19 protein-coding genes and 2 tRNA genes are annotated in these 21930 nt (G+C 74.4%); 3 read left to right on the forward strand and 18 right to left on the reverse strand.

The genetic code is table 11. The features are described from left to right. Window positions 1-48 precede the first annotated feature (48 nt). A complete protein-coding gene (locus ACGFXC_RS11230) occupies window positions 49-807 on the forward strand; it encodes an IclR family transcriptional regulator (RefSeq protein ID WP_393711721.1) in 759 nt (252 codons plus the stop codon). 169 nt (window positions 808-976) lie between these two features. Here ACGFXC_RS11230 and ACGFXC_RS11235 read toward each other — a convergent pair. The 5 genes from ACGFXC_RS11235 to ACGFXC_RS11255 all read right to left on the reverse strand — a co-directional run bounded on the left by ACGFXC_RS11235 (window position 977) and on the right by ACGFXC_RS11255 (window position 6895). Then, window positions 977-1050, reverse strand: a tRNA-Lys gene (locus ACGFXC_RS11235). Window positions 1051-1128: 78 nt separating this feature from the next. Then, a complete protein-coding gene (locus tag ACGFXC_RS11240) occupies window positions 1129-2829 on the reverse strand; it encodes an AMP-binding protein (RefSeq protein ID WP_393711722.1) in 1701 nt (566 codons plus the stop codon). 26 nt (window positions 2830-2855) lie between these two features. After that, complete coding sequence (locus ACGFXC_RS11245) at window positions 2856-3458, reverse strand: lytic polysaccharide monooxygenase (RefSeq protein WP_393712205.1); 603 nt, start codon at window positions 3456-3458, stop codon at window positions 2856-2858. A gap of 195 nt (window positions 3459-3653) precedes the next feature. Continuing rightward, complete coding sequence (locus tag ACGFXC_RS11250; protein WP_393711724.1) at window positions 3654-5561, reverse strand: SPFH domain-containing protein; 1908 nt, start codon at window positions 5559-5561, stop codon at window positions 3654-3656. An 11-nt stretch (window positions 5562-5572) separates the two neighbouring features. Further along, window positions 5573-6895, reverse strand: a complete 1323-nt coding sequence (locus ACGFXC_RS11255) for a peptidoglycan-binding protein (protein WP_393712207.1) — start codon at window positions 6893-6895, stop codon at window positions 5573-5575. Window positions 6896-7122: 227 nt separating this feature from the next. Between ACGFXC_RS11255 and ACGFXC_RS11260 the strand changes: the two genes are divergently transcribed. After that, window positions 7123-7196 (forward strand) — tRNA-Lys (locus tag ACGFXC_RS11260). 74 nt (window positions 7197-7270) lie between these two features. Here ACGFXC_RS11260 and ACGFXC_RS11265 read toward each other — a convergent pair. The 13 genes from ACGFXC_RS11265 to ACGFXC_RS11325 form a co-directional block, all read right to left on the reverse strand. Beyond that, a complete protein-coding gene (locus ACGFXC_RS11265; protein WP_393711726.1) occupies window positions 7271-7933 on the reverse strand; it encodes a class F sortase in 663 nt (220 codons plus the stop codon). Then, on the reverse strand, window positions 7930-8532 hold the full coding sequence (locus ACGFXC_RS11270; RefSeq protein WP_393711727.1) for a hypothetical protein: 603 nt from the start codon (window positions 8530-8532) through the stop codon (window positions 7930-7932). The genes ACGFXC_RS11265 and ACGFXC_RS11270 overlap by 4 nt, the downstream gene beginning before the upstream one ends. 114 nt (window positions 8533-8646) lie before the next feature. Next, window positions 8647-9426 carry an HAD-IIA family hydrolase gene (locus ACGFXC_RS11275; protein ID WP_393711729.1) on the reverse strand — a complete coding sequence of 260 codons (780 nt, stop codon included), beginning with the start codon at window positions 9424-9426 and terminating at the stop codon, window positions 8647-8649. A gap of 156 nt (window positions 9427-9582) precedes the next feature. Continuing rightward, window positions 9583-11175: an alkaline phosphatase family protein gene (locus ACGFXC_RS11280; RefSeq protein ID WP_393711731.1), complete on the reverse strand. Its 1593-nt coding sequence runs from the start codon at window positions 11173-11175 to the stop codon at window positions 9583-9585. Between the two features lie 156 nt (window positions 11176-11331). After that, window positions 11332-12411, reverse strand: a complete 1080-nt coding sequence (locus tag ACGFXC_RS11285; RefSeq protein ID WP_393711733.1) for a 2-aminoethylphosphonate ABC transporter substrate-binding protein — start codon at window positions 12409-12411, stop codon at window positions 11332-11334. 25 nt (window positions 12412-12436) lie between these two features. Beyond that, a complete protein-coding gene (locus ACGFXC_RS11290; protein ID WP_393711735.1) occupies window positions 12437-13234 on the reverse strand; it encodes an ABC transporter permease in 798 nt (265 codons plus the stop codon). Beyond that, complete coding sequence (locus tag ACGFXC_RS11295; RefSeq protein WP_393711737.1) at window positions 13221-14207, reverse strand: 2-aminoethylphosphonate ABC transporter permease subunit; 987 nt, start codon at window positions 14205-14207, stop codon at window positions 13221-13223. The genes ACGFXC_RS11290 and ACGFXC_RS11295 overlap by 14 nt, the downstream gene beginning before the upstream one ends. After that, window positions 14200-15249, reverse strand: coding sequence for an ABC transporter ATP-binding protein (locus tag ACGFXC_RS11300; RefSeq protein ID WP_393711739.1), 1050 nt, complete (start codon window positions 15247-15249; stop codon window positions 14200-14202). The genes ACGFXC_RS11295 and ACGFXC_RS11300 overlap by 8 nt, the downstream gene beginning before the upstream one ends. Continuing rightward, window positions 15246-15971 carry a phosphonatase-like hydrolase gene (locus ACGFXC_RS11305; RefSeq protein WP_393711740.1) on the reverse strand — a complete coding sequence of 242 codons (726 nt, stop codon included), beginning with the start codon at window positions 15969-15971 and terminating at the stop codon, window positions 15246-15248. Before ACGFXC_RS11305 ends, ACGFXC_RS11300 begins: the two co-directional genes overlap by 4 nt. 5 nt (window positions 15972-15976) lie before the next feature. Next, a complete protein-coding gene (locus ACGFXC_RS11310; protein WP_393711742.1) occupies window positions 15977-17098 on the reverse strand; it encodes a TIGR03364 family FAD-dependent oxidoreductase in 1122 nt (373 codons plus the stop codon). Between the two features lie 148 nt (window positions 17099-17246). Further along, a complete protein-coding gene (locus ACGFXC_RS11315; RefSeq protein WP_393711743.1) occupies window positions 17247-18017 on the reverse strand; it encodes a GntR family transcriptional regulator in 771 nt (256 codons plus the stop codon). 89 nt (window positions 18018-18106) lie between these two features. After that, complete coding sequence (locus ACGFXC_RS11320; RefSeq protein WP_393711745.1) at window positions 18107-18913, reverse strand: hypothetical protein; 807 nt, start codon at window positions 18911-18913, stop codon at window positions 18107-18109. Window positions 18914-19469: 556 nt separating this feature from the next. Then, window positions 19470-20573 (reverse strand): ROK family transcriptional regulator, encoded by a 1104-nt coding sequence (locus ACGFXC_RS11325; RefSeq protein WP_393711746.1) that lies wholly within the window; start codon window positions 20571-20573, stop codon window positions 19470-19472. A 55-nt stretch (window positions 20574-20628) separates the two neighbouring features. On the opposite strand from ACGFXC_RS11325, the gene ACGFXC_RS11330 reads away from it, so the two are divergent. Further along, window positions 20629-21765: a Gfo/Idh/MocA family oxidoreductase gene (locus ACGFXC_RS11330; protein ID WP_393711748.1), complete on the forward strand. Its 1137-nt coding sequence runs from the start codon at window positions 20629-20631 to the stop codon at window positions 21763-21765. Window positions 21766-21930: the final 165 nt, after the last annotated feature.

Consider the following 21930-nt stretch of genomic DNA (forward strand, 5'->3'; position numbering starts at 1 on the left):
GTCGCTATCGTGAAGGGGCAAGCGGTGACAACGTGGTAGGGGGAGACCGTGGCGCTGAAGCCCGAGCCGACCGCGCCGTTCCACTCGGTGCAGTACGCCCTGCGCGTACTCGAAACGATCTCGCGGCACACCGGCGGTGTGACCGACGCCCAGATCGCCCGCGAGACGGGGCTGCCGGCGGCCCACCTCGCCCCGATGCTGCTCATGCTCCGCCGGGAGGGCTACGTCCTGCAGATCGCCGACGGCGCCTACGCCACCGGCGACTCCCTGGTGCTGCTCGGCTCCGGCGCGGACCGCCAGCAGGCGCTCCAGGGGAAGCTCCAGGACACCCTCGACCGGCTGCGGGATTCGGTCGGCGCCGCCGTCTACATCAGCCGGTACGTCGACGGGGAGGTGCGCATCACGCAGTTCGCGGACAGTCCGCGCACCCCGAAGGTCCACGAGTGGGTCGACTTCCGCTCGGCGGCGCACGCCAGCGCGGTCGGCAAGTGCCTGCTCACCCAGCTCGACCAGAACGGGCGCCGCGACCACCTGTCCCGGCACAAGATCGCCCGGCTCACCTCGAAGACGATCGTGAACGAGCGGATCCTCTTCTCCAAGCTCGACAGCCAGCCGGCCACGGTACCGGTGCTGGACCTCCAGGAGTACGCCGTGGGTACGGTCTGCGCGGCCGTTCCGATCACGGCCGGGTCCGCCGTGGGGTGCCTCGCGCTGTCGATGCCGGTCGAGGACGCCCACCGGCTGCGGGCCGCCGCCGAGACCCTGAACCGGAAGGCCGCGCCGCTGCTGCTGTCGCTCGCGCTCTGAGCGGCGGGGAATGGCGGGGCGGCGGGGAATGGCGGGGCGGCGGGGAATGGCGGGGCGGCGGGGAATGGCGGGGCGGCGGGGAATGGCGGGGCGGCGGGGAATGGCGGGAAACAGCGGGAAAACACTTCGGGCGGTTCCCGGTGAAACCGGGAACCGCCCGAAGTACAGGTGCGCCGCCAGGGACTCGAACCCCGGACCCGCTGATTAAGAGTCAGCTGCTCTAACCAACTGAGCTAGCGGCGCCTGACAAAGAAAATACTACCTGCTCCGCGGGGGTGCTCAAAACCAGTACCCAGGGTGGTGGGCCCGTGACCTGTGGCGTCAGGGCGTCAGGAGGTTCCGGCGGCCCTGGGCCCCGTACGCGGCCAGCAGCGCGGCCAGGTCCCGCGCGCCGAGCGGGCGGTAGCCGTCGGGGGTGCGGTGCCACACCGGGTCGGGGCAGGTGAAGCCGGCCCGGCGCAGGGCGACGCGGTGGACCTTGTTCGTGGCGGTGACGGGCATGGCGTCGAGGATCCGGACGTAGCGCGGGGCCATCTTCGTCCCCAGGTCGGGCTGGGCGGCGAGGAACGCGGAGAAGGCCTCCGGGTCGAAGGAGGTGTCCTCGCGCAGGGCCAGGGCGGCCATGACCTGGTCCCCGGCGACCTCGTCCGGGACCGCGTACACGGCGACGGCGGCCACCGCCTCCCAGCGGGCCAGGAGGTTCTCGATCACGGCGGCGGCCAGGTTCTCGCTGTCGACCCGCAGCCGGTCGTCGGTGCGGCCCGCGAAGTAGAGGAAGCCCTGCGGGTCCCGGAAGAAGAGGTCGCCGGTCCAGTACCAGCCGTCGCGGGTGCGGGCGGCCTCGGCCTCCGGATTGCGCCAGTAGCCCTCGAAGAGGCTGCGGCCGCGGTTGACGAGCTCGCCGATGGCCTCGTCGCCGTTGAGCAGCCGGCCCCGCGCGTCGAAGGCGGCGGCGGGGCACTCGCGGCCGGTCTCCGGGTCGATGACGGCCAGGTCGTCACCGGCCCCGGCGCGGCCGAGCGCCCCCGGCGGGGTGCCGGGGACCCGCTGGACGGAGGCGCCGCCCTCGGTGGCCCCGTACCCCTCCACCAGCCGGACCCCGAAGCGCTCGGCGAAGCGGGCCGCGTCCACCGCGCCGGCCTCGGTGCCGAAGCCCAGCCGCAGGGTGTGCGCGCGGTCGTCGGGGCGGGGCTCGGTGGCCAGGAGGTACTGGACGGCCCGGCCGACGTAGGTGAAGTACGTCGCCCCGTAGGCGCGTACGTCGTCCAGGAAGGCGGAGGCCGAGAAGCGGCGGCGCAGCGCGACGGGGGCGTCCGCGGCCAGGGCGGGCAGCCAGTCGGCGATGACGGCGTTGCCGTGGAAGAGCGGCATGCAGATGTAGTGGACGTCGTCCGGGGTGACCGAGAAGGAGCGGGCCAGGGAGTGGCCGGCGGCGGCGAGCCGGCCCTGGGTGCAGATCGCGGCCTTGGGCGCGCCGGTGGAGCCGGAGGTGAAGTAGAGGAGCAGACGGCTGCCGGGGCCGGGCGGACGGTGCGCCGCCTCGCCGGGCTTCGCGCCGGCGTAGGGGGCGAGGAGGGCCTCGTACTCCTCGGTGCCGGTGACGAGGATCCGTACGCCCGGCAGGTCGAGGCCGCGCAGCAGCGGCAGGTGGACGGGCTCGGTAACCAGGATCCGGCAGTCGGTGTGCAGGATGTCGCGGGCCAGCTCGGGGCCGCGCCGGGTGGGGTTGATCCCGGCGACGGCGGCCCCGGCCAGGGCCGCCGCGCCGAGCCAGAAGGGGAACTCGGGGGTGTTGTCGAGCAGCACCCCCACGTGCGGCTCCGCCCCCGGCGGCAGCAGGTCGGCGAGGAGCGCGGCGCGCGCCGCGCAGGCGCCGGCGGTCCGGTGCCGGCTGAGCACGGTGGCGCCGTCGGGGCCGTCGGCGCCGTGTTTCAGGCCGGGGCGGTGGTCGCCCCACTGGCGCGCGATGAGCTCCGCGACGGTCTCGGGTGCGCCGGCCTGCGGCGCGGTCGTCGTCCGCATGCCGCCGGAGGTTAGCTGACGTAGCGTCAGAACTGAACGTCGGAGCAGGAGTAGAAGGCCATCGGGGTGTCGTTGACGGTCCAGACGGCGAGGATCATGTGCCGGCCGGTCTTGCCGCTCGGCATGGTGCCGCGGTGGATCGTGGTCATGTCGGGGCGGCCGCCGTTGTAGGGCACGACGAGGAAGGGCTGCGGATCGAGGGAGGCCCTGGTCAGCGGCTTGGTCGGGTCCCAGCCGTTCTTGGTGACGTAGTACTTGAAGTCCGTCGTGGAGTGGTTCGCGGTGAACTGCCAGCGGAAGTCGTAGTTCTGCCCGGAGGTGACGCGGGTGGCGGGCCAGGTGCCGCCGCGCGGGTTGTCGAGCTGCGCGAACTCGCTGTGGCCGCCGGAACATATCTGGCCGTCGGCGGGGCCCGCGGCCGGGAAGCCCTTGTAGCCCTCGACGCTCTGCGGTTCCCACTGGATGGGGCCGCAGTCGGAGACGGTCTTGTTGGCGCAGAGCTTCTGGCGGCTGATGGGGGTGTCGGTGTAGCCGTGGCTGCTGGCGGTGGGGGCGCTCAGCAGGGTGACACCGGCGAGGAGGCCGAGGCCGAGGGCGGCGGCACCGGCCCGTCCGGGCCGGGCGGGCATGCGGAAGCGACGCATGATGCTCCTTGGACGTGGGGGGACGGACGGGAAGGGGGGAGCCGTACGCGCTGGGGATGGCTCCAGGTCTAGACCAAGTCCCACAGTATTGACGGGAGTTGGCCATGTCTATACCAATGCGAAAACGGGTGGTCCGGTCACTCCCGGCCACCCGTTTTCCCGTTGCGCGTGTGCTTCGTGCTACTGGTCGCCGCGCCCGGTGTAGAACGCGACGGTGAGGTCCTTCACCAGGGCCTTGCGCTCGTAGTCGTCGAGCTCGACGATCCCGCGCGAGGTCAGCCGGTGGACGGTGTCGTCCACCGCGTCGACGACGGAGGTCAGCACGGTGTCCCGGTGCTTGGCGTCGATCGCGGCGACCCGGCGGCGGCGCATCGCGTCCGCGACCTCCGGGGCGTACTCGATCCGGGTCGGCTGGGCCGAGAACACCTCGATGCCGACCGCCTCGGTTTCGGCCGCGAGCAGCCGGGTCAGCGCGTCGCCGACGGCCTCGGCGTCGCGCAGGGTCGCGGCGTCCTCGTGGAAGGCGTCGGCGGGGAGCCGGGACAGCACCCGGGCCATGGCCGACTCGACCTGCTCGGCGAGGTAGTCGGTGTGGTCCTCGACGGCCAGCGTCGCCCGGGCGGTGTCCTTGACCTGCCAGACGACCTGGACGACCACCTGGAGGGCGAGGCCGCCGGAGTCCACCGCGGGCATGGGCTCGCTGCGCCAGTGGCGCAGCCGTACGTCGACCCGCCGGCGCAGCAGGAGGGGGCTGATCCAGGTCAGGCCGGTACGGCGGACCGTGCCGCGGTAGCGGCCGAAGAGGGTGAGCACCCAGGCGTGGCCGGCCCGGGCCCGGCCCAGGCCGCCCAGCGCGACGAGCGCCACGATGCCGAGGAAGGCGAGCGGGGGCCAGTGGGTGGCGCTGAGCCCGTGGTAGGCGCGGGGGGCCGCGCCGAAGGCGGCCACCAGCGGGGCGGGGACGGCCCCGGCCCGCAGCAGCACGGCCAGGCAGCCGCTGAGGGCCAGGCCGCCGACGACCACGGCGGTCCAGCCGGGCAGCACCGGGCCGCGGTGCTCGCGGAGCCGGTCGTCGCCGCGCGGGACCCGGCGTCCGGCGGGGGGCCGCGGGGCGGCCGGGCGCGCAGCGGGGGGCCCGGGACGCGGGGGCGCGGGGCGCGGGTGTGTGGGGTGGGCGAGGAAGGGGAGGTGGACGGGGACCTCCGTGACGGCCGTGCCGCCCGGGCGCAGGCGGGGGACGGGGGGAACGTGCGGGATGTTCTGGGTGTCGTCCGCCTCCCGTTCCTCCCGCTCCTCCCGCGCGTCCATGCCGCGGGTGACGGCCCGGGCCACGATCTCCGCGACCCCGGGCCCGGGCACGCCGGACCCCTGCGGGGCCCCGGCCTCCGCCCGGGCCTGCGGCTGCGGCTCGTCGGCCCCGCCGCGCGCCGCCGGTACGTCGCCCCGCGCGGGCGCCCGCTCGGCGTCGACCCACCGCCCGGGACGGGGTTCCGCCGGGTCGGGGTGCGGGGCCGGGCCGCCCGCCCTCGCGGGCCCGTGGTCGGCGGGGTGCGCGGCGCGCGGCGGTGCGGGGGCCGGCGCGGACCCCGCGCGGGCATCCCGCTCGGGGACGGGCACGGCCTCCGGGTAGGCGGACCACGCGACCGGCACCGGCTCGGGGCGGGCCGGGCGCGGCCGGGCGGCGGACTCCGGCCCGGGGTACACCGGCGGTGCGGGGTGCCCCGCCGCGGGCCGGACGGCGGGGTCGGCCCCCGCTTCCGGCCGGGCGGGAGCGGCCGTCACCGGCTCCGGTACGGGAACCCGCCCGGCTCCGGCGGCCACCGCGTACGCCACGGCCTCCCGGGCGGGGTGGGCGGCGTCGGCCCCCCGGGTGACGCGGACCGGCTCGGCCCGCATGTCCGGGGCGGCCCGGTCGGCCCGGAGCTCCCGGACGGCCACGGGGTCCGGGGCGGCGAACCCGGGCGCGGCCTCCCGGGCGGGGGCGTGGGCGGGACCGGCGGGCGGGGCCGGGCGGGCGGCTGCGGGCCGGGTGGGGTGCGTCGCGGGGTGGAAGGTGCCCGTCGTGGTCGTGGTGCGCGTGGGGTACATCGTTGCCTCCGTCATGCGAACAGCCGGCGCCAGGTTTCCGGGCCCGGGTAACCGTCGGCCGAGGCCCCGCGCCAGCCCTGCGCGCGCTGGAAAGCCTCGACGTTGCGGCGGTCGGCCTCGCTCCAGCGGGCCCCGGGACCGGAGGTGTAGTACGTGCCGAAGCCCTTCATCACGAGCCGCCGCCCCAGGGCGAGGACCGCCGGGTGGGTCTGCCCCGGCCGGAAGACCCCGGGCCCCGGGTAGGCGGGCACCCCGGCGGGACCCGGATGGCCGGTCCTGGTGGGCGGGATGTCCTTGCCCTGGCGCTGCACCAGGAGCCGCCACGTGTGCTCGCCCGGGATGCCGTCGGCGTCGGCGCCGGTCCAGCCCTGCGCCTGCTGGAAGGCCTGGGTGGCCAGCCGGTCGGCGTCGGTCCACTTGCTGCTCGCGCCCTTGGGGTAGAACCGCAGGCCACCGCGCCCGATCAGCATCCTGGCCAGTTCGGCCACGTACTGGTTGTCGGCCCCGGGCCCGAGCTTCGCGGCGCCCGGGAAGGCCGAGCCGGCCGGCGGTTTCGGGGGCGCCGGGTCGTCCGGGACGATCCCGCCCGTCACGCCGTTGTAGCGGTAGGGGAGGTACTTCTCGGAGTTGGTCCAGTACCCGTACGGCGTCGCCTGCTTGCGCGTCGTCGGCTTGGTCTGCTCGTAGGCGACGTAGTGCGTGTGCGTCGCGTCGACCCAGCCGCCGAAGAGGACCACGTGCGAGCCCTTGTTGGGATCCGCCGGGTTGTGGAAGAGCAGCATGTCCCCCGGCAGCAGTTCGTCCTTCTTGATCCTGGTGGCGAAGGTGTCGAGGCTTCCGGTCCACTCGTTCGTACCGAGGTTCCACGCCATCGAGACGTAGCCCGAGCAGTCCTGCCGGTAGCCGTCCGTCCAGTACTCGGACATGCTGTAGGGGACCTTCGCGTCCAGCCACAGCTTCGCCCGGTTGATGATCGTCGTGCGGTCGATGCGCCGCGCGAGCGCCGGCGCGCCCGGCTGGCCCGGGCGTCCGGCCGCGGGCTTGCCGTGCAGCGGGGCCCGGCCGCCCTGCGGGGTGCCCGGCGGGTCCAGGGCCACCGGGCCGGGACCGGGCAGCGGCCGGGCGGCGGCCAGCGCGGCCGACCCGCCGCCGCCGAGGACCACTCCGGCGGCGGTGGCCAGGACCAGCGCCCTGCGGGCCCGGCGCACGGCGGGGTGTCCGCCGTCGCGCAGCCCTATGGCCCGCCCGCGCGCGAGGGTGCGGCGCCGCTGCGCGCACCCCAGGCACACGCAGTCGCCCGCGGGCTCGTACTCCTCGAAGGCCGGCATCGGCATCGGTGTCGGCATCGGCACATGCACCGGAGGCTGCATCGTCATGCGGTCCGTCCACTCCCCTGCTCGTCCACTGGGCAGCCGCACACGTATCTGTCGGGGCATCAGATACGGCTCGGCCCAGACATATCGTGCACGACAAACCCACCAAACATGGGTTAATCGGACAACGCGGGCGCGGCTGGTCATGAGTACCCCCGGAGGTGGGGTAGAGTTTTGCCTGTCACCAAGCGCCGCTAGCTCAGTTGGTTAGAGCAGCTGACTCTTAATCAGCGGGTCCGGGGTTCGAGTCCCTGGCGGCGCACAGACGAGAAGAAGTCCCCCGAGGCGAAAGCCTCGGGGGACTTCTTCGTCGTACCGGTTGGCCCGCCGTACGGACTACGCCGGCAGGGTCGGTTTCGTCCCGGCGCCGGTCAGGTAGGCCGAGACCACCACGTTCGCCGAGTACTGGTGGGCCGCCTTGTCGTAGCTGCCGCCGCAGGTGACCAGCCGCAGTTCGGCGCGGCCCTTGACCCGCGGCCCGTACGCCTTGTGCGGATCGAAGCCCGCGCGCTCGTAGACCCGTACGTCCTCCACCGTGAACTCCGCGACCGTCCCGTCCGCCCGGGCCACGCGGATCTTCTCCCCCGGCCCCAGCGTGCTCAGGCCGAAGAACACCGCGGGCTTGGACTTGGTGTCCACGTGGCCCACCATCAGCGCGGTCCCGGCCGCCCCGGGCGCGGGGCCCGCGCCCCACCACCCCACGGTGCCCGGCAGCTCGTACGGCGGCGGCTCGATCGCCCCGTCGCCGTCCAGGCCCCGCGCGATCACCGGGGCCTGCACGCCCATCGCCGGTACGTCGATCCGCGCGGGCATCGCCGCCGAGAGCGGGGCGCGCGGGGCCGGGAGCCCGGGGCCCACCGGTCCGCCCGCCCCGCCGGCGGGGGACGCGGACGGGACCCCGGTGATCTCCTTGCCCCACACCCACAGCAGGAGCACCAGCACCGACCAGGCGGCGAAGGTCAGCAGCCGGCCGCCGGCGGAGGCCTTGGCCTCGCTCATCCGCCGTTGCGGCGGCGGCGCAGGGTCAGGGCCCGGCCCGCCACCGCCAGGCTCGCGGCCGCCGCCAGCACGGCACCGATCACGGTCTGGGAGAGGCCGGGGCCGTCCCCGCCGTGGCTCTTCTTGGTGGCCGCGGCGAGCTGCGTGCTCTCGGCGACCTGGGCGGCCATGCCGCCGCCGCCCGCGTGCACCGGCCAGACCGGCGAGTGGTGCGGATCGGGGCGGTGGTCGCGCTCGCGGACCTCGATGGAGCCGCGCAGGCCCTCGTCCCGGCCGCCGTCGCACTTGACCTTGACCTCGTGCCAGCCGGGACGGGCGTGCGGGCTGATCATCGTCTCGCCGTACAGACTGCGGTCCCCGTGGCCCGACCTCAGGTGCGCCTCGGAGGCGAAGACCGGGGAGATCGCGATCGCGCGGTCGGCGTCACAGCCACGGACCCGGATCTTGATCTGGGCCCCCGGTTCGGCCGGGTTCGGGTCCGCCGAGACGCTGCCGCGGTCCCACTCGTTCGCGAGCGCGGCAGGGGCGGTCACGGCGGTGGCTGCCGTCAGGGCGACGGCCACCCCCGCGACACGGAGTGCGATCAATGAACTGCGCATGGTGAACCTCCTCTCCTGGGAGATTCACGCGCGACGCGCCGCTCCGCATCCGGAGCGGCGCTCTCTTGGCCCGTATGTGTCAGCCGTTCGCACCAATGGCCCGCCGGAGCGGGACTAGATCAGGTCGACCAGATCGGCGATCGAGTCCACCGTCCTGGTCGGCCGGTACGGGAACTTCTCGGTGTCCCGGGCCGAGGTCAGACCGGTCAGCACCAGGAAGGTCTGCATGCCCGCCTCCAGGCCGGCCAGGACGTCGGTGTCCATCCGGTCGCCGATCATCGCGCTGCTCTCGGAGTGCGCGCCGATGGCGTTGAGGCCCGTACGCATCATCAGCGGGTTGGGCTTGCCCGCGAAGTACGGCTGCTTGCCGGTCGCCTTGGTGATCAGCGCGGCGACCGCGCCCGTGGCGGGGAGCGGGCCCTCGGTGGAGGGGCCGGTCTCGTCCGGGTTGGTGCAGATGAAGCGGGCACCGGCGTTGATCAGCCGGACGGCCTTGGTCATGGCCTCGAAGCTGTAGGTGCGGGTCTCGCCGAGGACGACGTAATCGGGCTGGTGGTCCGTGAGGATGTAGCCGATGTCGTGGAGGGCCGTGGTCAGGCCCGCCTCGCCGATGACGTAGGCGGTGCCGCCCGGGCGCTGGTCGTCGAGGAACTTGGCGGTGGCCAGGGCCGAGGTCCAGATGTTCTCCACGGGCACGTCCAGGCCCATGCGGCTGAGCCGGGCCTGGAGGTCGCGCGGGGTGTAGATGGAGTTGTTGGTCAGCACCAGGAAGGGCTTGCCGGATTCGCGCAGCCGCTTGATGAAGGCATCCGCTCCGGGGATCGGGGTGCCCTCGTGGATGAGGACCCCGTCCATGTCGGTGAGCCAGGATTCGATCGGCTTGCGCTCTGCCACGGGACTGTTCTCCGCTCTGCGGGAGGCCTCTGACCTCGGAGGCCTCTGGTCTGTACCACCCTAGCGGGCGGGGGCCGTGGACGCGGCGGGCGTCCACGGCCCGGACGGGAGGCCTGGTGGGAGGCATGGCGGGAGGCCTGGCGGGAGGCCTGCGGGTCAGCCCAGGGTGACGTTGTCGACGGTCCAGTACCAGTTGTTGGTGCCGCTGTAGCGGAACCGGACCTGTACGTCGGTGGCGCCCGCCGGGACCTGGAGGGTGAGGGACTCGGCCTTGGCGACGGCGTCGGCGGTGTAGTTCTTCACGACGGTGGCGGCGCCGCCGTCGTAGGAGACGAGGACCTGCGCGGTCTGGCCCGCCTCGTGGCGGTAGTGCGTCTGGAAGGCGAGGGTGCGCGTGGTGCCGCCGGTCACGGACCACTTGGGCGTGACGAGGGTGGAGTCGAAGGTCCCGGTGTGGCTCTTGTCGTCCCACTCGTCGGAGTCGGCGACGGCGAAGACGTCACGGGAGCGGACGTTCAGCTCCCGCCACTGGTCGCGCTGCGACTGGCTCCAGAACTCGTCGGTGGCGAAGGCCCAGCCGGCCCACTCGGTGACGCCGCCGGTCCCCATCTTGGAGTTGTCCACGGCCCAGCCGGCGGGCGGGGTGTGCGTGAACCCCTTGGTGGCGGCCGGAATCCCGGTCTCGTCCACGCGGGACTGGAGGGCGGGGCGCAGGGTGTCGAAGGCGTCGTCGTCGGGAGCGTTCAGCGCGGTGCCGTCGGTCCCGGCGGTGCTGACGCCGACCTGGGCGAGCGCGGTGGCCGCCACGTCGACGAGCTTGACGTCGCTGCGGACCGAACCGGCCGGGATGCCCGCGCCCTTGGCGATGACGAAGGTGCCGCGCTCCTGGAGGGTGGAGCCGCCGTGGCCGCCGGCGTCGGTGTGGCCGTGGTCGGTGGTGACCAGGACCTTCCAGTTCTCCTGGGCGTAGGTCGGACGGTTCTGGACGGCGGTGAGGAGCTTGCCGACCAGGGCGTCCACGCGGCCGATGGCGCTCAGGTACTCCTGGCTGGCCGCGCCGGAGCTGTGGCCGGCGTGGTCGATCTCGCCGAGGTAGACGAAGGCGGCGTCCGGGTTCTGGTTCTGCAGCTCGGCGGCCGCGGCGGCGGCGATCTTCGGGTCCTCGCTGCCGTAGCCGTCGCGGTCGCCCTTGAGGCTGAGGCGCTTGTCGACCTTCGGCGAGAAGACCGGGCCGTTCTGGTCGGTGGAGGTGAGGGGTTCCCAGTCGGCCGCGGCGTAGGTGTTGAGCGCCGGCTTGGCGTTCTCGATGCGGGTCAGGAAGTCGGGGTAGGTGCCGTAGTTCTTGCCGGTGAAGGAGTTGTCCTTCACCCCGTGCTTGTCGGGCCAGACGCCGGTGGCGATCGTGGACCAGCCCGGGCCGGAGGAGGTGGCGGCCATGGGGCTCGCGTAGAGGGTGCTGCGGGCGGTGAGGCCCTGGGCCATCAGGCCGTTCAGGTACGGGGCGTTGGCGGCCTTGATCCGGTCGAGGACCGCGCCGTCGATCCCGATGACCAGGACCTTGTCGGTGGTGCCGGCGGCGGCCGCGGGGGTGCCGGCGGCGGCCTTCGCGGCGGCCGCCTCGGCCGCCGCCCGGGGGGTGGCGGGAGGCTGGGGGGCGGCCAGGGCGGTGGGGACGCAGAGGGCGGTGGCGAGCAGGGCGGTGGCGGTTGCGGCCACGGCGAGGGTCCGTCCGGACAGGACAGGGGACACGTACTCCTCCAGGAGCAAGTGAGCCGGCAGGGGGCGGCGGTGCGCGTGCGGAGGGTCCGGACCGAGGGGCCGCGCGCGGGCCGCGCGGGCTCCTTCGGTCCAGACCCGTTATGCACTCGTCACTCTTCCGGTCGTGGGTGACCGGAAGGTGTCGGCTCAGCTGCCGGTCGCCGACTTCCACGCGTCGACGTAGCCGGTGAGGTTCTTGTCGATGTCGGCCCAGTCCGGCTCGAAGACCTCCACGCCGCCCATGATCTTGGTGAGTTCGACGGCGTTGGCGTCGGTCGGCTTGACGTCCGTACGGGCCGGGAAGCCGCCGCCGATCTCGCTGACCTGCTTCTGGGCCTCCTCGGAGAGCAGGTAGTCGAGGAGCTTCTTGCCGTTCTCGGTGTGCGGGGCCTTGGCCACCAGGCCGGCCGCGTAGGGGAGCGCGAAGGTGGTGGGCTTGCCGCCGTCCTTCGCGGGGAACCAGATGCCCAGGTTCGGCATGGACTTGGCCTGCGCGAAGTTCATCTGGACGTCGCCGTTGGCGACGAGCAGCTCGCCCTTGTCGGTCTTGGGCGCGAGCTTGCTGGTGGAGGAGGACGGGCCGACGTTGTTGGCCTGGAGCTTCTTCAGGTACTCCATCGCCGGCTCCTTGCCGCCGAAGTCGTGCATGGCCTTGATGAGCACGGCCGTGCCGTCGCCCGCGACGCCGGGGGTGGAGTACTGGAGCTTGCCCTTGTACTTGGCGTCCAGCAGCTCCTCCCAGGTCTTGGGGGCCTCGGTGAGCTCCTTCTTGTTGTGGACGAAGCCGAAGTAGTTGTTGACGACGGAGGTCCACTTGCCGTCCGCGGCCTTGTCGCCGCCGTTGACCTTGTCCGATCCCTGCGGCTCGTACGCCTGGAGCAGTCCCTTGCCGTCGGCCTGCTGGATGAAGGGGGGCAGCGTGACCAGTACGTCGGCCTGCGTGTTCGTCTTCTCGCGGACGGCGCGCTGCACCATCTCGCCCGAGCCGCCCTCGACGTACTTGACCTCGATGCCGGTCTTCTTGGTGAAGTCGGCGAAGACCTTGTCGTACCAGCCGTCGCCCTTGTCGCTCTTGAGGCCGTCGGCGCTGTAGACGGTGACGGTCTTCTCGCCGCCGCCGGAGCCGGCGGAGGAGGCGGACTCGCCGCCGCAGGCGGTGAGGGAGACGGCGAGGGCGAGGCTGCCGGTGACGGCGGCGGTGGCGCGGAGCAGGAGCTTGCTGGGCATGGAACTTCCTTACGGGGAAAGGGAGTCAGCGGTAGGTGGCTCTGGTGCGGATGCGGGAGACGGCCAGGAGGACCAGGAGGGTGGTGGCCATCAGGACCACGGCGACGGCGGAGCCGCTGAAGAGCGAACCGCGGTCGGTGGCGGTGAAGATCCGGACCGGGAGGGGCATCCAGTCCGGCGGGTAGAGCATCATCGTGGCGCTCAGCTCGCCCATGGACAGGGCGAAGCAGAGCCCGGCAGCCGCCGTGAGGGACGGCAGCAGGAGCGGGAGCCTGACCCGCCACAGCACGTACGCGGGACGGGCCCCCAGGGAGGCCGCCGCCTGTTCGTACGCGGGGTCGAGACGGATGATGGCGGCCGAAACCGACTGGTAGGCGAACGCCGTGACAAGAACGGTGTGCGCCAGGATCACGATTGAGCTCGTGCCGTTGAGCAGCAGCGGGGGCTTGCTGAACGCGACCAGCACGGCGAGGCCGACGACCACGGACGGCACGGCGACCGGGAGCACGAACAGGGCGTCCAGCGCGCGCTTCCCGCGCTTCTTCAGCCCGGCGGCGGCCAGTGCCGCCCAGCTGCCGACGGTGAGCGCGAGCAGGCTGGCGACCACGGCCGTGACCAGCGAGGTGGTCAGCGCCTGGAGGGATTCGCCGCGCACGGCGGAGGCGTAGTTCCCGGTGGTCGGGCCGGAGGGGAAGGCTCCGGACCAGTGGGTCGAGAACGAGGCGGCCACCACGACGAGCAGCGGCAGGGCGAAGAGGGGGAGGAAGAGCAGTCCGAACAGGCTCCAGGCGGCCCACCGGCCGGTCTTGCTATGCACCAGCACGCTTGCCCACCACCCGGTAGAGGCCGAACAGGCCGACGGATATCGCGATGTTGACGACGGCGACCACGCAGGCGGCCGCGTAGTCGGATTCGAGGATCGCCTTCCCGTAGATGAGCATCGGGAGGGTCGTGACGTCCTTGGCCCCGGTGAACAGGACGATCCCGAACTCGTTGAGGCACATGACGAGGACGAGGCTGCCGCCCGCGGCGAGGGCGGGCAGGGACTCGGGGAGGATCACCTGCCGGACGATCCGGGCGGGGCGGGCGCCGAGTCCGGCGGCGACCTCCAGCTGCGCGGTGTCCAGCTGGGAGAAGGCGGCGAGCAGCGGGCGCATCACGAAGGGGGTGAAGTACGTGATCTCCGCGAGCAGGACGCCCCAGGGGGTGGCGAGGAAGCGGAAGGGCCCTTCGGTGACGCCGAAGGCGTCGGTCCAGGCGCCGTTGGCCATGCCCACCGTTCCGTAGATGAACAGGAGGGCGAGGGTGATGAGGAAGGAGGGGAAGGAGAGGAAGACGTCGATGAACCGGGCGACCGCCTTGGATCCGGGGAAGGGCACGAAGGCGATGATCAGCGCGAGGGTGAAGCCGAGCAGCAGGCAGCCGACGGTGGCGCCGACGGCCAGCCAGACGGTGGTGCCGAGCGCTTCGCGGAATCCGTGGGAGGCGAAGACGGAGGCGTACGCGTCGAAGGCGCCACCGCCGTTCTCGGGGCTGAAGGACTGCCGGACGACCAGCGCGAGGGGGTAGAGGAAGACCAGCGCGAGCACGGCCACCGGGGGCAGGGCCCATACGGAGCGCGGCAGCGAGCGGGGCCCGCGCGGCCCGGCCGGGTGGCGACGGGGCGCGGGGACGGGGCCGGGGTCCGCAGGGGCCTTCGGGGCGGGGACGGTGGCCCGGCCCGCGGCTTGAGCGGGGACCGGCGCGGGCCGGGGGGCCGTGCGCCGGGGGGCCGTGCGCCGGGGGGCGTCAGCCATCCGACACCCCCGCCGCCAGCAGCACCGCGTCGCGCGGCTCGAAGTGCAGGGTCACCTCGTCGCCCAGGGCCGGCGTCTCGCGCAGCTCGGGCAGGTCCGCCTTGACGCGGTGGCCGTCCACGTCGACGTAGAGCCGGTGCGTCGATCCCCGCCACTGCACCTCGGTGATCCTGCCGCGCAGGGCGTTCGGCCCCTCGCCGAGCCCGAGCAGGTGCGGACGTACGCACAGGGTGGCGGTGGAGCCCGGCGCCGCCCGGCCGGGGTCCAGGGCGAGCGGGCGGCCCGCGAAGACGGCGCCGCCGTCGGCCACGGTGACCGGCAGCAGGTTGGCGTTGCCGACGAAGGAGGCCGTGAACTCGGTGCGCGGCGTCCGGTAGAGCTGCTGCGGAGTGCCGCAGTCCTGGAGGCGGGCCCGGTCCATGACGGCGATCCGGTCGGCCAGGGTGAGCGCCTCGACCTGGTCGTGGGTGACGTACAGGATGGAGACCTCGGGCAGTTCCCGGTGCAGCCTGGCCAGTTCGGCCAGCATTCCGGAGCGCAGCTGCGCGTCGAGCGCCGAGAGGGGCTCGTCGAGCAGCAGGACCCCGGGCCGGATGGCGAGCGCGCGGGCGATGGCCACCCGCTGCTGCTGCCCGCCGGAGAGCTCGCGGGGGTAGCGGCGGGCGTAGGCGGCCATGCCCGTCATCTCCAGGGCTTCGGCGACCCGGGCGGGTATCTCCGCCTTGGGGGTCTTCTGGGCGCGCAGGCCGAAGGCCACGTTGTCCGCCACCCGCATGTGCGGGAAGAGCGCGTACTGCTGGACGACCATGCCGATGCCGCGCTGGTGCGGGGGGAGCGCGGTGACGTCCCGGCCGCCGATCAGCACCCGGCCGGCGACGGGCCGCACGAAGCCGGCGACCGCGCGCAGCGCCGTGGTCTTGCCGGAGCCGGAGGGGCCCAGCAGGGCCATGACCTCGCCGGGTTCGACGGTCAGGTCGAGGGAGTCCAGGACGGTGGTGCCGTGGTAGGCGACCGAGACGGAGTCGAAGCGGATGCCGCTCACGCCGGCTCCGGGGACGATGCCGACGCCGGGGCCTCGGCGAGGAGCCGCGGGAGTCCGGCGATCGAGCCGAGGACGTGGGTCGCGCCGTGCGCGTCCAGCGCGGCGCGGTCGTGGGCGCCGGTCAGGACGCCGGCCACGACGCCCGCTCCGGCGCGGCGGCCGCTGAGCATGTCGTAGGCCGTGTCCCCCGCGACCACCACGTCGCGTACGTCGGCCACCGCGCCGGTGCGCAGGAACGCGGCCAGCACCATGTCCGGGTAGGGGCGGCCGCGGCCGCCCGCGTCGGCGGGGCACAGGGTGAGGTCGGCCAGGTCCCGCCAGCCGAGGGCGTCGAGGATGGCGTCCTGGGTGACGCGGGCGAAGCCGGTGGTCAGCACGACGGTGCGGCCGTCGGCGCGGAGCTCCTCGACGGTCTCGCGGGCGCCGGGGAGCGGGGCGACGAGGCCGCCGTCGACGAGCTCCGCGTAGGCCTGCTCGAAGGCGGAGTTGGCGCTGCGGGCGAGTTCCTCCGTACCGAAGAGGTGGCGGAAGACGGAGATCTTGGACTCGCCCATGGTGTCGCGGACGTACCGCAGCTTCGCCGCGTGGTCGGCGCTGCCCGGCTCGACGCCGAGCTGCTCGGCGGCGCGCTCGAAGGCGCGCTCGACGAGTCCGCCGTCGGCGACGGTCGTACCGGCCATGTCGAGGACGATCAGGTTCCGTGCGGTGGTGCGGTCGGTCATGGTGTTCACCAGCCCAGTTCGTTCGCGGTGGTCTCGGCTATGGCGGGCGAGCAGGTCATGCCCCGGCCGCCGGGCCCGGTCACCAGCCAGACGCCGTCGCTCACCTGCTGGCGGTGGACGACGCGGGTGGTGTCGGTGCACTGCGCGTACACGCCCGCCCAGCGGTGTCTGATCTTCGGCAGCGGGCGGCCCAGGAAGGCCTCGACCACCCCGGTGAGGTGCTCGTAGGGGTCTTCGAGGGTGTCGAACGCGAAGGGGTGTTCGTACTCGTGGGTGTCGCCGATGGTGAGTCCGCCGTCCAGGCGCTGGACCATCAGCAACTGCATCCTGTGCGCGGCGGCGACCGGCGCCTGGGCCTGCCCGGCGTTGAGGGCGTCGAGGGCCGGGGAGGCGTAGGCCGGGTAGTAGCGGAAGCTGTCGGCGTCCGCGACGGAGGTGGTGAGCGGTTCGCCGAGCGGGGCGGTCTGCATCATCTGGAGCCGGACGCGGCGCACGGGCAGCGCGGGGGCGAGTTCGCGGACCAGGCCGGACAGCCAGGCACCGGTGGCCAGGATGACGGCGTCGCCGCGGTGGACGTCGCCGTGGTCGTCGCGGACGGCGCCGGGGCCGGTGACCTCGCGGACCTCGCGTCCGGGGAGGAAGGTGTAGCGGCCGGTGGCCCCGAGGGCCTCGCGGAGGTGGAGCTGGGCGGTGCGCGGCTCGACGGCCGCGTCCCGCTCGCACCACAGGGCGGCCTCGAAGTCGCCGCGCAGGGCCGGGTTGATCTCCCGGGCCTCGGCGGCGGTGACCAGCTTGTAGCCGCGGGCGGGGGCGTCGGGGCGGGCCAGGGCCGCCTCGGCCACCGCGTGTTCGCGGGCGTTGCGGACGGGGGTGAGGGAGCCGATGGCGCGGAAGCCCAGGCCGGGCACCTCCGCGCCGATCCGCTCCCAGAGCTCGCGGGCCCGCAGGGCGGTGTCGAGCTCCTCGCCCCCGGCCCGGCCGCTGACCCAGATCTGGCCGAAATTGCGCAGTGATGCGCCGCGGGCCTCGGCCTCTCGCTCGATCTGGACGACCTCGTGGCCGCGTTGGACTGCTTGCCAGGCGTGCATGGTGCCGACCACGCCGCCTCCGACGACTATGACTCTCACGCCCTCCAAGGTGGTCGCGGACCGTGTCCCGGACGGGGCCGCCCGGCGACGGGCCGGTGAACAGCCCCCGACACTTGGACTAGACCCGTTACCTTCTCGTGATCTCAGGTCGCCCCTTTTCCTGCGGTTCGGGTGAGTTCGTACTCCGCTATTCGGGGCGCAGGCGGGTCGTGAAGCTGAACCGGTCACCACGGTAGAGCGAACGCACCCGCTCCAGCGGCCGCCCGTTCTGGTCCCGGGAGAAGCGGTGGATGAGCAGCATCGGGAGGGCGGGCGGGGTGCCGATCAGCAGGGCCTCGCGGGGCGTGGCGAGCACCGTCTCCAGCTTCTCGTCGGCGTCCCCGAAGGAGATGCCGAGGCTGTCGCGGAGGTATCCGTAGAAGGAGGAGTCCGGCTGGAAATCGACGTCGAGGCGGGGCGCGCGGGAGACCCGTACGTACGTGCTCTCCAGCCCGACGCGCTCGTCGTCGGCGAGCAGCACGCGCTCCAGGTGCCAGACCGGCTCGCCCGCCTCGGCGCCGATGCCGCGGGCGAGTTCGGGCGGGCAGGGGAAGCTCTCCAGGCCGATCAGGCTGCGGCCCGGGCGGCGGCCCTGGCGGCGCACGCCCTCGGTGTAGCTGGCCAGGGAGAGCGGCTGTTCCAGCTTGGGGCCCGCGACGACGGTCCCGCGCCCGGAGCGGCGCAGCCTGCCCTCCAGCAGCAGCTCCCGCAGCGCTTGGCGGACGGTCTCGCGGGACACCTCGTACCGCTCGGCGAGATCGCGCTCGGTGGGCAGGGTCCCGCCTTCGCCGAGCTCGTCGAGGAGGTCGGCGACCTGCGCCTTGACGGCGTAGTACTTGGGGATGCGGCCGTGCTCGGGGATCCCGGAGCGGACGGGCGAGCCGGGGCGGTGTCGCGGGTGCTGGGTCTGTTCTTCCACGGTCGGACTGTACGTGGGGCAGGTGTACGGAGACCGCGGGCGCGGATCGGGCGCGGGCGCGCGGGCCTGCGGCGGGGGCGGGGGCGCCGTCAGCGGGTGCGCAGGCGGCGGGCGGCGATCAGCAGGCCGGCCCCGGAGGCGAGGGCGGCCACGGCGCCCGCCCCGTAGATCCACTCTCGGGGACCGGTGTGCGCGAGGGAACCCGCCTTGGAGACCCCGCCGTCGCCCTCGCCCTCGTGCTCGTGCTGCGGGCCTTCCACCGAGAAGCGGTACGCGCCGGCCTCGCCGACCCAGTCGCCGTCCTCGCCCTGCTCGCCCTTGCGCTGCACGAGGGCGGCGTCGGCGAGGACCTCGCCGTGCGGGGCGTCGGGGGCGAAGGCCAGCCGCACCTTGACGGTGGCGGTGCCGCCCGCGGGGACGGAGAAACCGGGGAAGGACGCGCCGCCGTCGAACACGGCGATGATCTCGTCGCGGTCGCTGCGCTCCAGGCTCACGGGGTGGGTGCCGCCGGGCGCGTCGAACTCCATCCGCAGGTGCGCGGGGCGCAGGGCCCGGGCGGTGTCGGTGAGCACGATGACGGGGTGGATGGCCGTGCAGGTGGCCGCGGTGCTGTTGGTCAGGTCGAGCAGCCAGCTCTGCGCGTCGGCACCGGCCCGGTAGACCGCCGGGCCGCCGCGGATGCGGGCCCCGATGGGAAAGGCGGTGCTCTTGCCGTCGCCGCAGCTGGCCTTGATGCGGGAGGGCATCGCGGGCGCGGGGTGAGCGGCGGGGCCGCCGCCGGTGCCGATGTCGGCCAGGGCGGTGGGGGCGGCGGCGCCGGTGGCGAGGAGGGCGGCGGCGAGGGCCAGGGCCGTGCGCAGGGGCGGTCGGTGTCGCAGTCGCAGTCGCTGTCCCATGGAAGACCTTCGCTGCTCGCCGGACGGATGAGGAAGGAATGATGATCGGACGAGGCGACGATCACCCCGGCCTGCCCGCACCCTCCCACGCGCGCGAACCCGCTTTCCGGGCGCCGCGCCCGGACCCCCCGGTTTACGCCCGATCGGCCCCGGGGGTCAACCCGCCCCGGAGCGGAGCCCCGGACCTGGCCGGGGCCGGGGCCGGGCCTGGAGCTCCGGCCGACCGGACCCCTGACCAGCGGGCACCGGCGCGGCCGGACACGCACCGCCGGGGCTCCGCCCGGCCGGACCACTGGCCGACGGGCACCGGCGCAGCCGGGGGCAAGGCGGACGGGGACTCCGGCCGGCCGGACCACTGGCCGGGGACGGGGGCTCCGGCGCAGCCGGGCACGGCCCCCCAGGGGGCGGACGGGAACGGGGCGGCCGGCGTGAGCGGGGCCACGGACGCTTCGGGGCGCCGCCTTCGGCCCGGGGGCCCGGGCGGAGCCGGGCAGGCGGGTGCCGGGCGCAGCCGGGCACGGGGTGCCGGGCGCAGCCGGGCGCGCGTGGGGGCCGGTCAGCGCCCGGCCAGGGCTTGCGCGTGGCCGAAGAGCGGGGCCAGCGCCAGTTCGGCGGCGCCCTGCGCCACCCCCGCCGGGGCCCGCGCCACCGACGGCGGTTCCCCCGTCAGCGCCCGGGCCGCCAGCACCGCCCGTACCCCGGCCACGAACACCTCCGGGTCGCCGTCCACCACCCGGCCCCCCAGCAGCACCCGGTCCACGTCGAGCAGCGCGACCAGGTTCGCGGCCCCCTCCCCCAGCAGCCGCGCGGCCCCCGCGAGGTCACCCCGGGCCACCGCCTCCAGGCAGAGCACCTCCAGGCAGCCCCGCCCCCCGCAGCGGCACGGCGGTCCGTCCAGCCGGAGCACCTGGTGTCCGAACTCCCCCGCCGCCGAGCGCGTCCCCCGGTAGACGGCGCCGTCCAGCCGCAGTCCCGCCCCGAGCCCGGTCCCGACGTGCAGGTACACGCACGAACCGGCCCCGCCGGGCCCCCCGGCCGCCGCGACCCCGGCGTTGGTGTCCTTGTCCAGCACCACCGGCAGCCCCAGCCGCCCCTCCAGTACCTCCCGCAACGGGAACCCCGCCCACTCCGGGAACCCCGTCACCCGTCCCAGTACCCCGGCGCGCCAGTCGAGCGGCCCCGGCGCGGCCACCCCGACGCCGAGCGGCGGTGCGGCCGGCCCGCGCGGGCGGACCCGTACGACCGCCGCGAGCACCGCCTCCACCACCGGGTCCGGGCCCGCCCCGAAGTCCAGCGGGCCGCGCCACGCCTCGACGACGCCGCCCGCGAGGTCGACCCGTACCGCCGTCAGCTCGTCGCGGTCCAGGTGCACCCCGACCGCGTGCCCGGCCTCCGGGACCAGCCGCAGCAGCGTGCGCGGCTTGCCGCCGGTGGACGCGCCGCGCCCGGCCTCGGCCACCAGTCCCTCCGCCGCGAGCCGGGCGATGATCTTGCTGACGGCCTGCGGGGTGAGCCCCGTGCGGTCCGCGAGCTCGGCGCGGCCCAGGCCCGGCGCTCCGGCCGAGCGCAGCAGGTCCAGCAGCAGTGCCTCGTTGTATCCGCGCAGGGCCGGCAGGTTCGCCCCGCCACGACCGCCCCCGGCGCCCTTTCCCCTGTTCACCCGCCCATTGTCCACCCTCCTTGCACTTGCGCAACGCTGTTGCCAAAGTGGAGCCATGAACACCGCCCCTTCATCCGGCTCCCCCGCCTCCCCCGCCTCCGGCGCCTCCCCGCTGCGCGTCGCGCTCATCGGCTACGGGCTCGCCGGCTCCGTCTTCCACGCCCCGCTCGTCACCGCGACCGAGGGCCTCGTCCTCGACACGGTCGTCACCTCCGACCCCGGCCGCCGGGACCAGGCCCGCGAGGCGTACCCCGGCGTCCGCTTCGCCGCCTCCCCCGACGAGCTGTGGGAGCGCGCGGCCGGCGGCGGGGACGCCCCCGGCCTCGTCGTCATCGCCTCGCCCAACAAGACCCACGTCCCGCTCGCCACCGCCGCGCTCACCGCCGGCATCCCGGTCGTCGTGGACAAGCCCCTCGCCGCGACCGCTGCCGAGGCCCGCGAACTCGCCGCCCTCGCGGCCCGGACCGGCACCTTCCTGTCCGTCTTCCAGAACCGCCGCTGGGACAACGACTTCCTGACCCTGCGCCGCCTCCTCGCCGACGGCGAGCTCGGCGACGTCCTGCGCTTCGAGTCCCGCTTCGAGCGCTGGCGCCCGCAGCTCAAGGGCGGCTGGCGCGAGTCCGGCGCCCCGGAGGAGATCGGCGGCCTGCTGTACGACCTCGGCAGCCACGTCGTGGACCAGGCCCTGGTGCTCTTCGGCCCGGCGGTACGGGTCTACGCCGAGGCCGACGTGCGCCGCCCCGGCGCCGAGACCGACGACGACACGTTCATCGCGATCACCCACGCCGGCGGAGTCCGCTCGCACCTCTACGTCAGCGCGACCACCGCCCAGCTCGGCCCCCGCTTCCGCGTCCTCGGCTCGCGGGCCGGCTACGTCAAGTACGGACTCGACCCCCAGGAGGCCGCCCTGCGCGAGGGACTGCGCCCGGACCGGGCCGACGGCGCGCTGTGGGGCGAGGAGCCGCCGCACCTGTGGGGGCGGCTGGGCTCCGGCGAGTCCCCGCTGACCGGCGGCGGGATCCCGGTGCCGACGGAGCACGGCGACTACCCCGCGTACTACGCGGCCGTCGCACAGGCCCTGCGCACGGGCGGACCGGCCCCGGTGAGCGCGCGGGAGGCCGCCGACTGCCTGGCGGTGCTCGAAGCTGCGCGCCGCTCCTCCCGCGACGGGGTGGCGGTGGACCTCGCCTGAGTCGGCCGGGCCCGGCCGGGCCGGGCCGCCGGGGGGGCGTACGGGGGACGTACGGGGGGCGCGGGCATGCGGAAGGGGGGGGGGGGGGGGGGGTTGTAGGGTGTGGTGGCGGCCGGGGGCGGTCACCCCCCCCCCCCCCAAAAATAAAAAAGATGTAAACAAAAC

The organism is Streptomyces sp. NPDC048507 (genome assembly GCF_043199995.1).
Classification (GTDB): Bacteria; Actinomycetota; Actinomycetes; order Streptomycetales; family Streptomycetaceae; genus Streptomyces.

Bases quoted from the DNA above. Each gene is read 5' to 3' on its own strand.
- ACGFXC_RS11240 (WP_393711722.1), bottom strand. From the start codon at position 2,829: ATGCGGACGACGACCGCGCCGCAGGCCGGCGCACCCGAGACCGTCGCG.
- ACGFXC_RS11245 (WP_393712205.1), bottom strand. From the start codon at position 3,458: ATGCCCGCCCGGCCCGGACGGGCCGGTGCCGCCGCCCTCGGCCTCGGC.
- ACGFXC_RS11250 (WP_393711724.1), bottom strand. From the start codon at position 5,561: ATGTACCCCACGCGCACCACGACCACGACGGGCACCTTCCACCCCGCG.
- ACGFXC_RS11255 (WP_393712207.1), bottom strand. From the start codon at position 6,895: ATGCCGATGCCGGCCTTCGAGGAGTACGAGCCCGCGGGCGACTGCGTG.
- ACGFXC_RS11265 (WP_393711726.1), bottom strand. From the start codon at position 7,933: ATGAGCGAGGCCAAGGCCTCCGCCGGCGGCCGGCTGCTGACCTTCGCC.
- ACGFXC_RS11270 (WP_393711727.1), bottom strand. From the start codon at position 8,532: ATGCGCAGTTCATTGATCGCACTCCGTGTCGCGGGGGTGGCCGTCGCC.
- ACGFXC_RS11285 (WP_393711733.1), bottom strand. From the start codon at position 12,411: ATGCCCAGCAAGCTCCTGCTCCGCGCCACCGCCGCCGTCACCGGCAGC.
- ACGFXC_RS11295 (WP_393711737.1), bottom strand. From the start codon at position 14,207: ATGGCTGACGCCCCCCGGCGCACGGCCCCCCGGCGCACGGCCCCCCGG.
- ACGFXC_RS11305 (WP_393711740.1), bottom strand. From the start codon at position 15,971: ATGACCGACCGCACCACCGCACGGAACCTGATCGTCCTCGACATGGCC.
- ACGFXC_RS11320 (WP_393711745.1), bottom strand. From the start codon at position 18,913: ATGGGACAGCGACTGCGACTGCGACACCGACCGCCCCTGCGCACGGCC.
- ACGFXC_RS11330 (WP_393711748.1), top strand. From the start codon at position 20,629: ATGAACACCGCCCCTTCATCCGGCTCCCCCGCCTCCCCCGCCTCCGGC.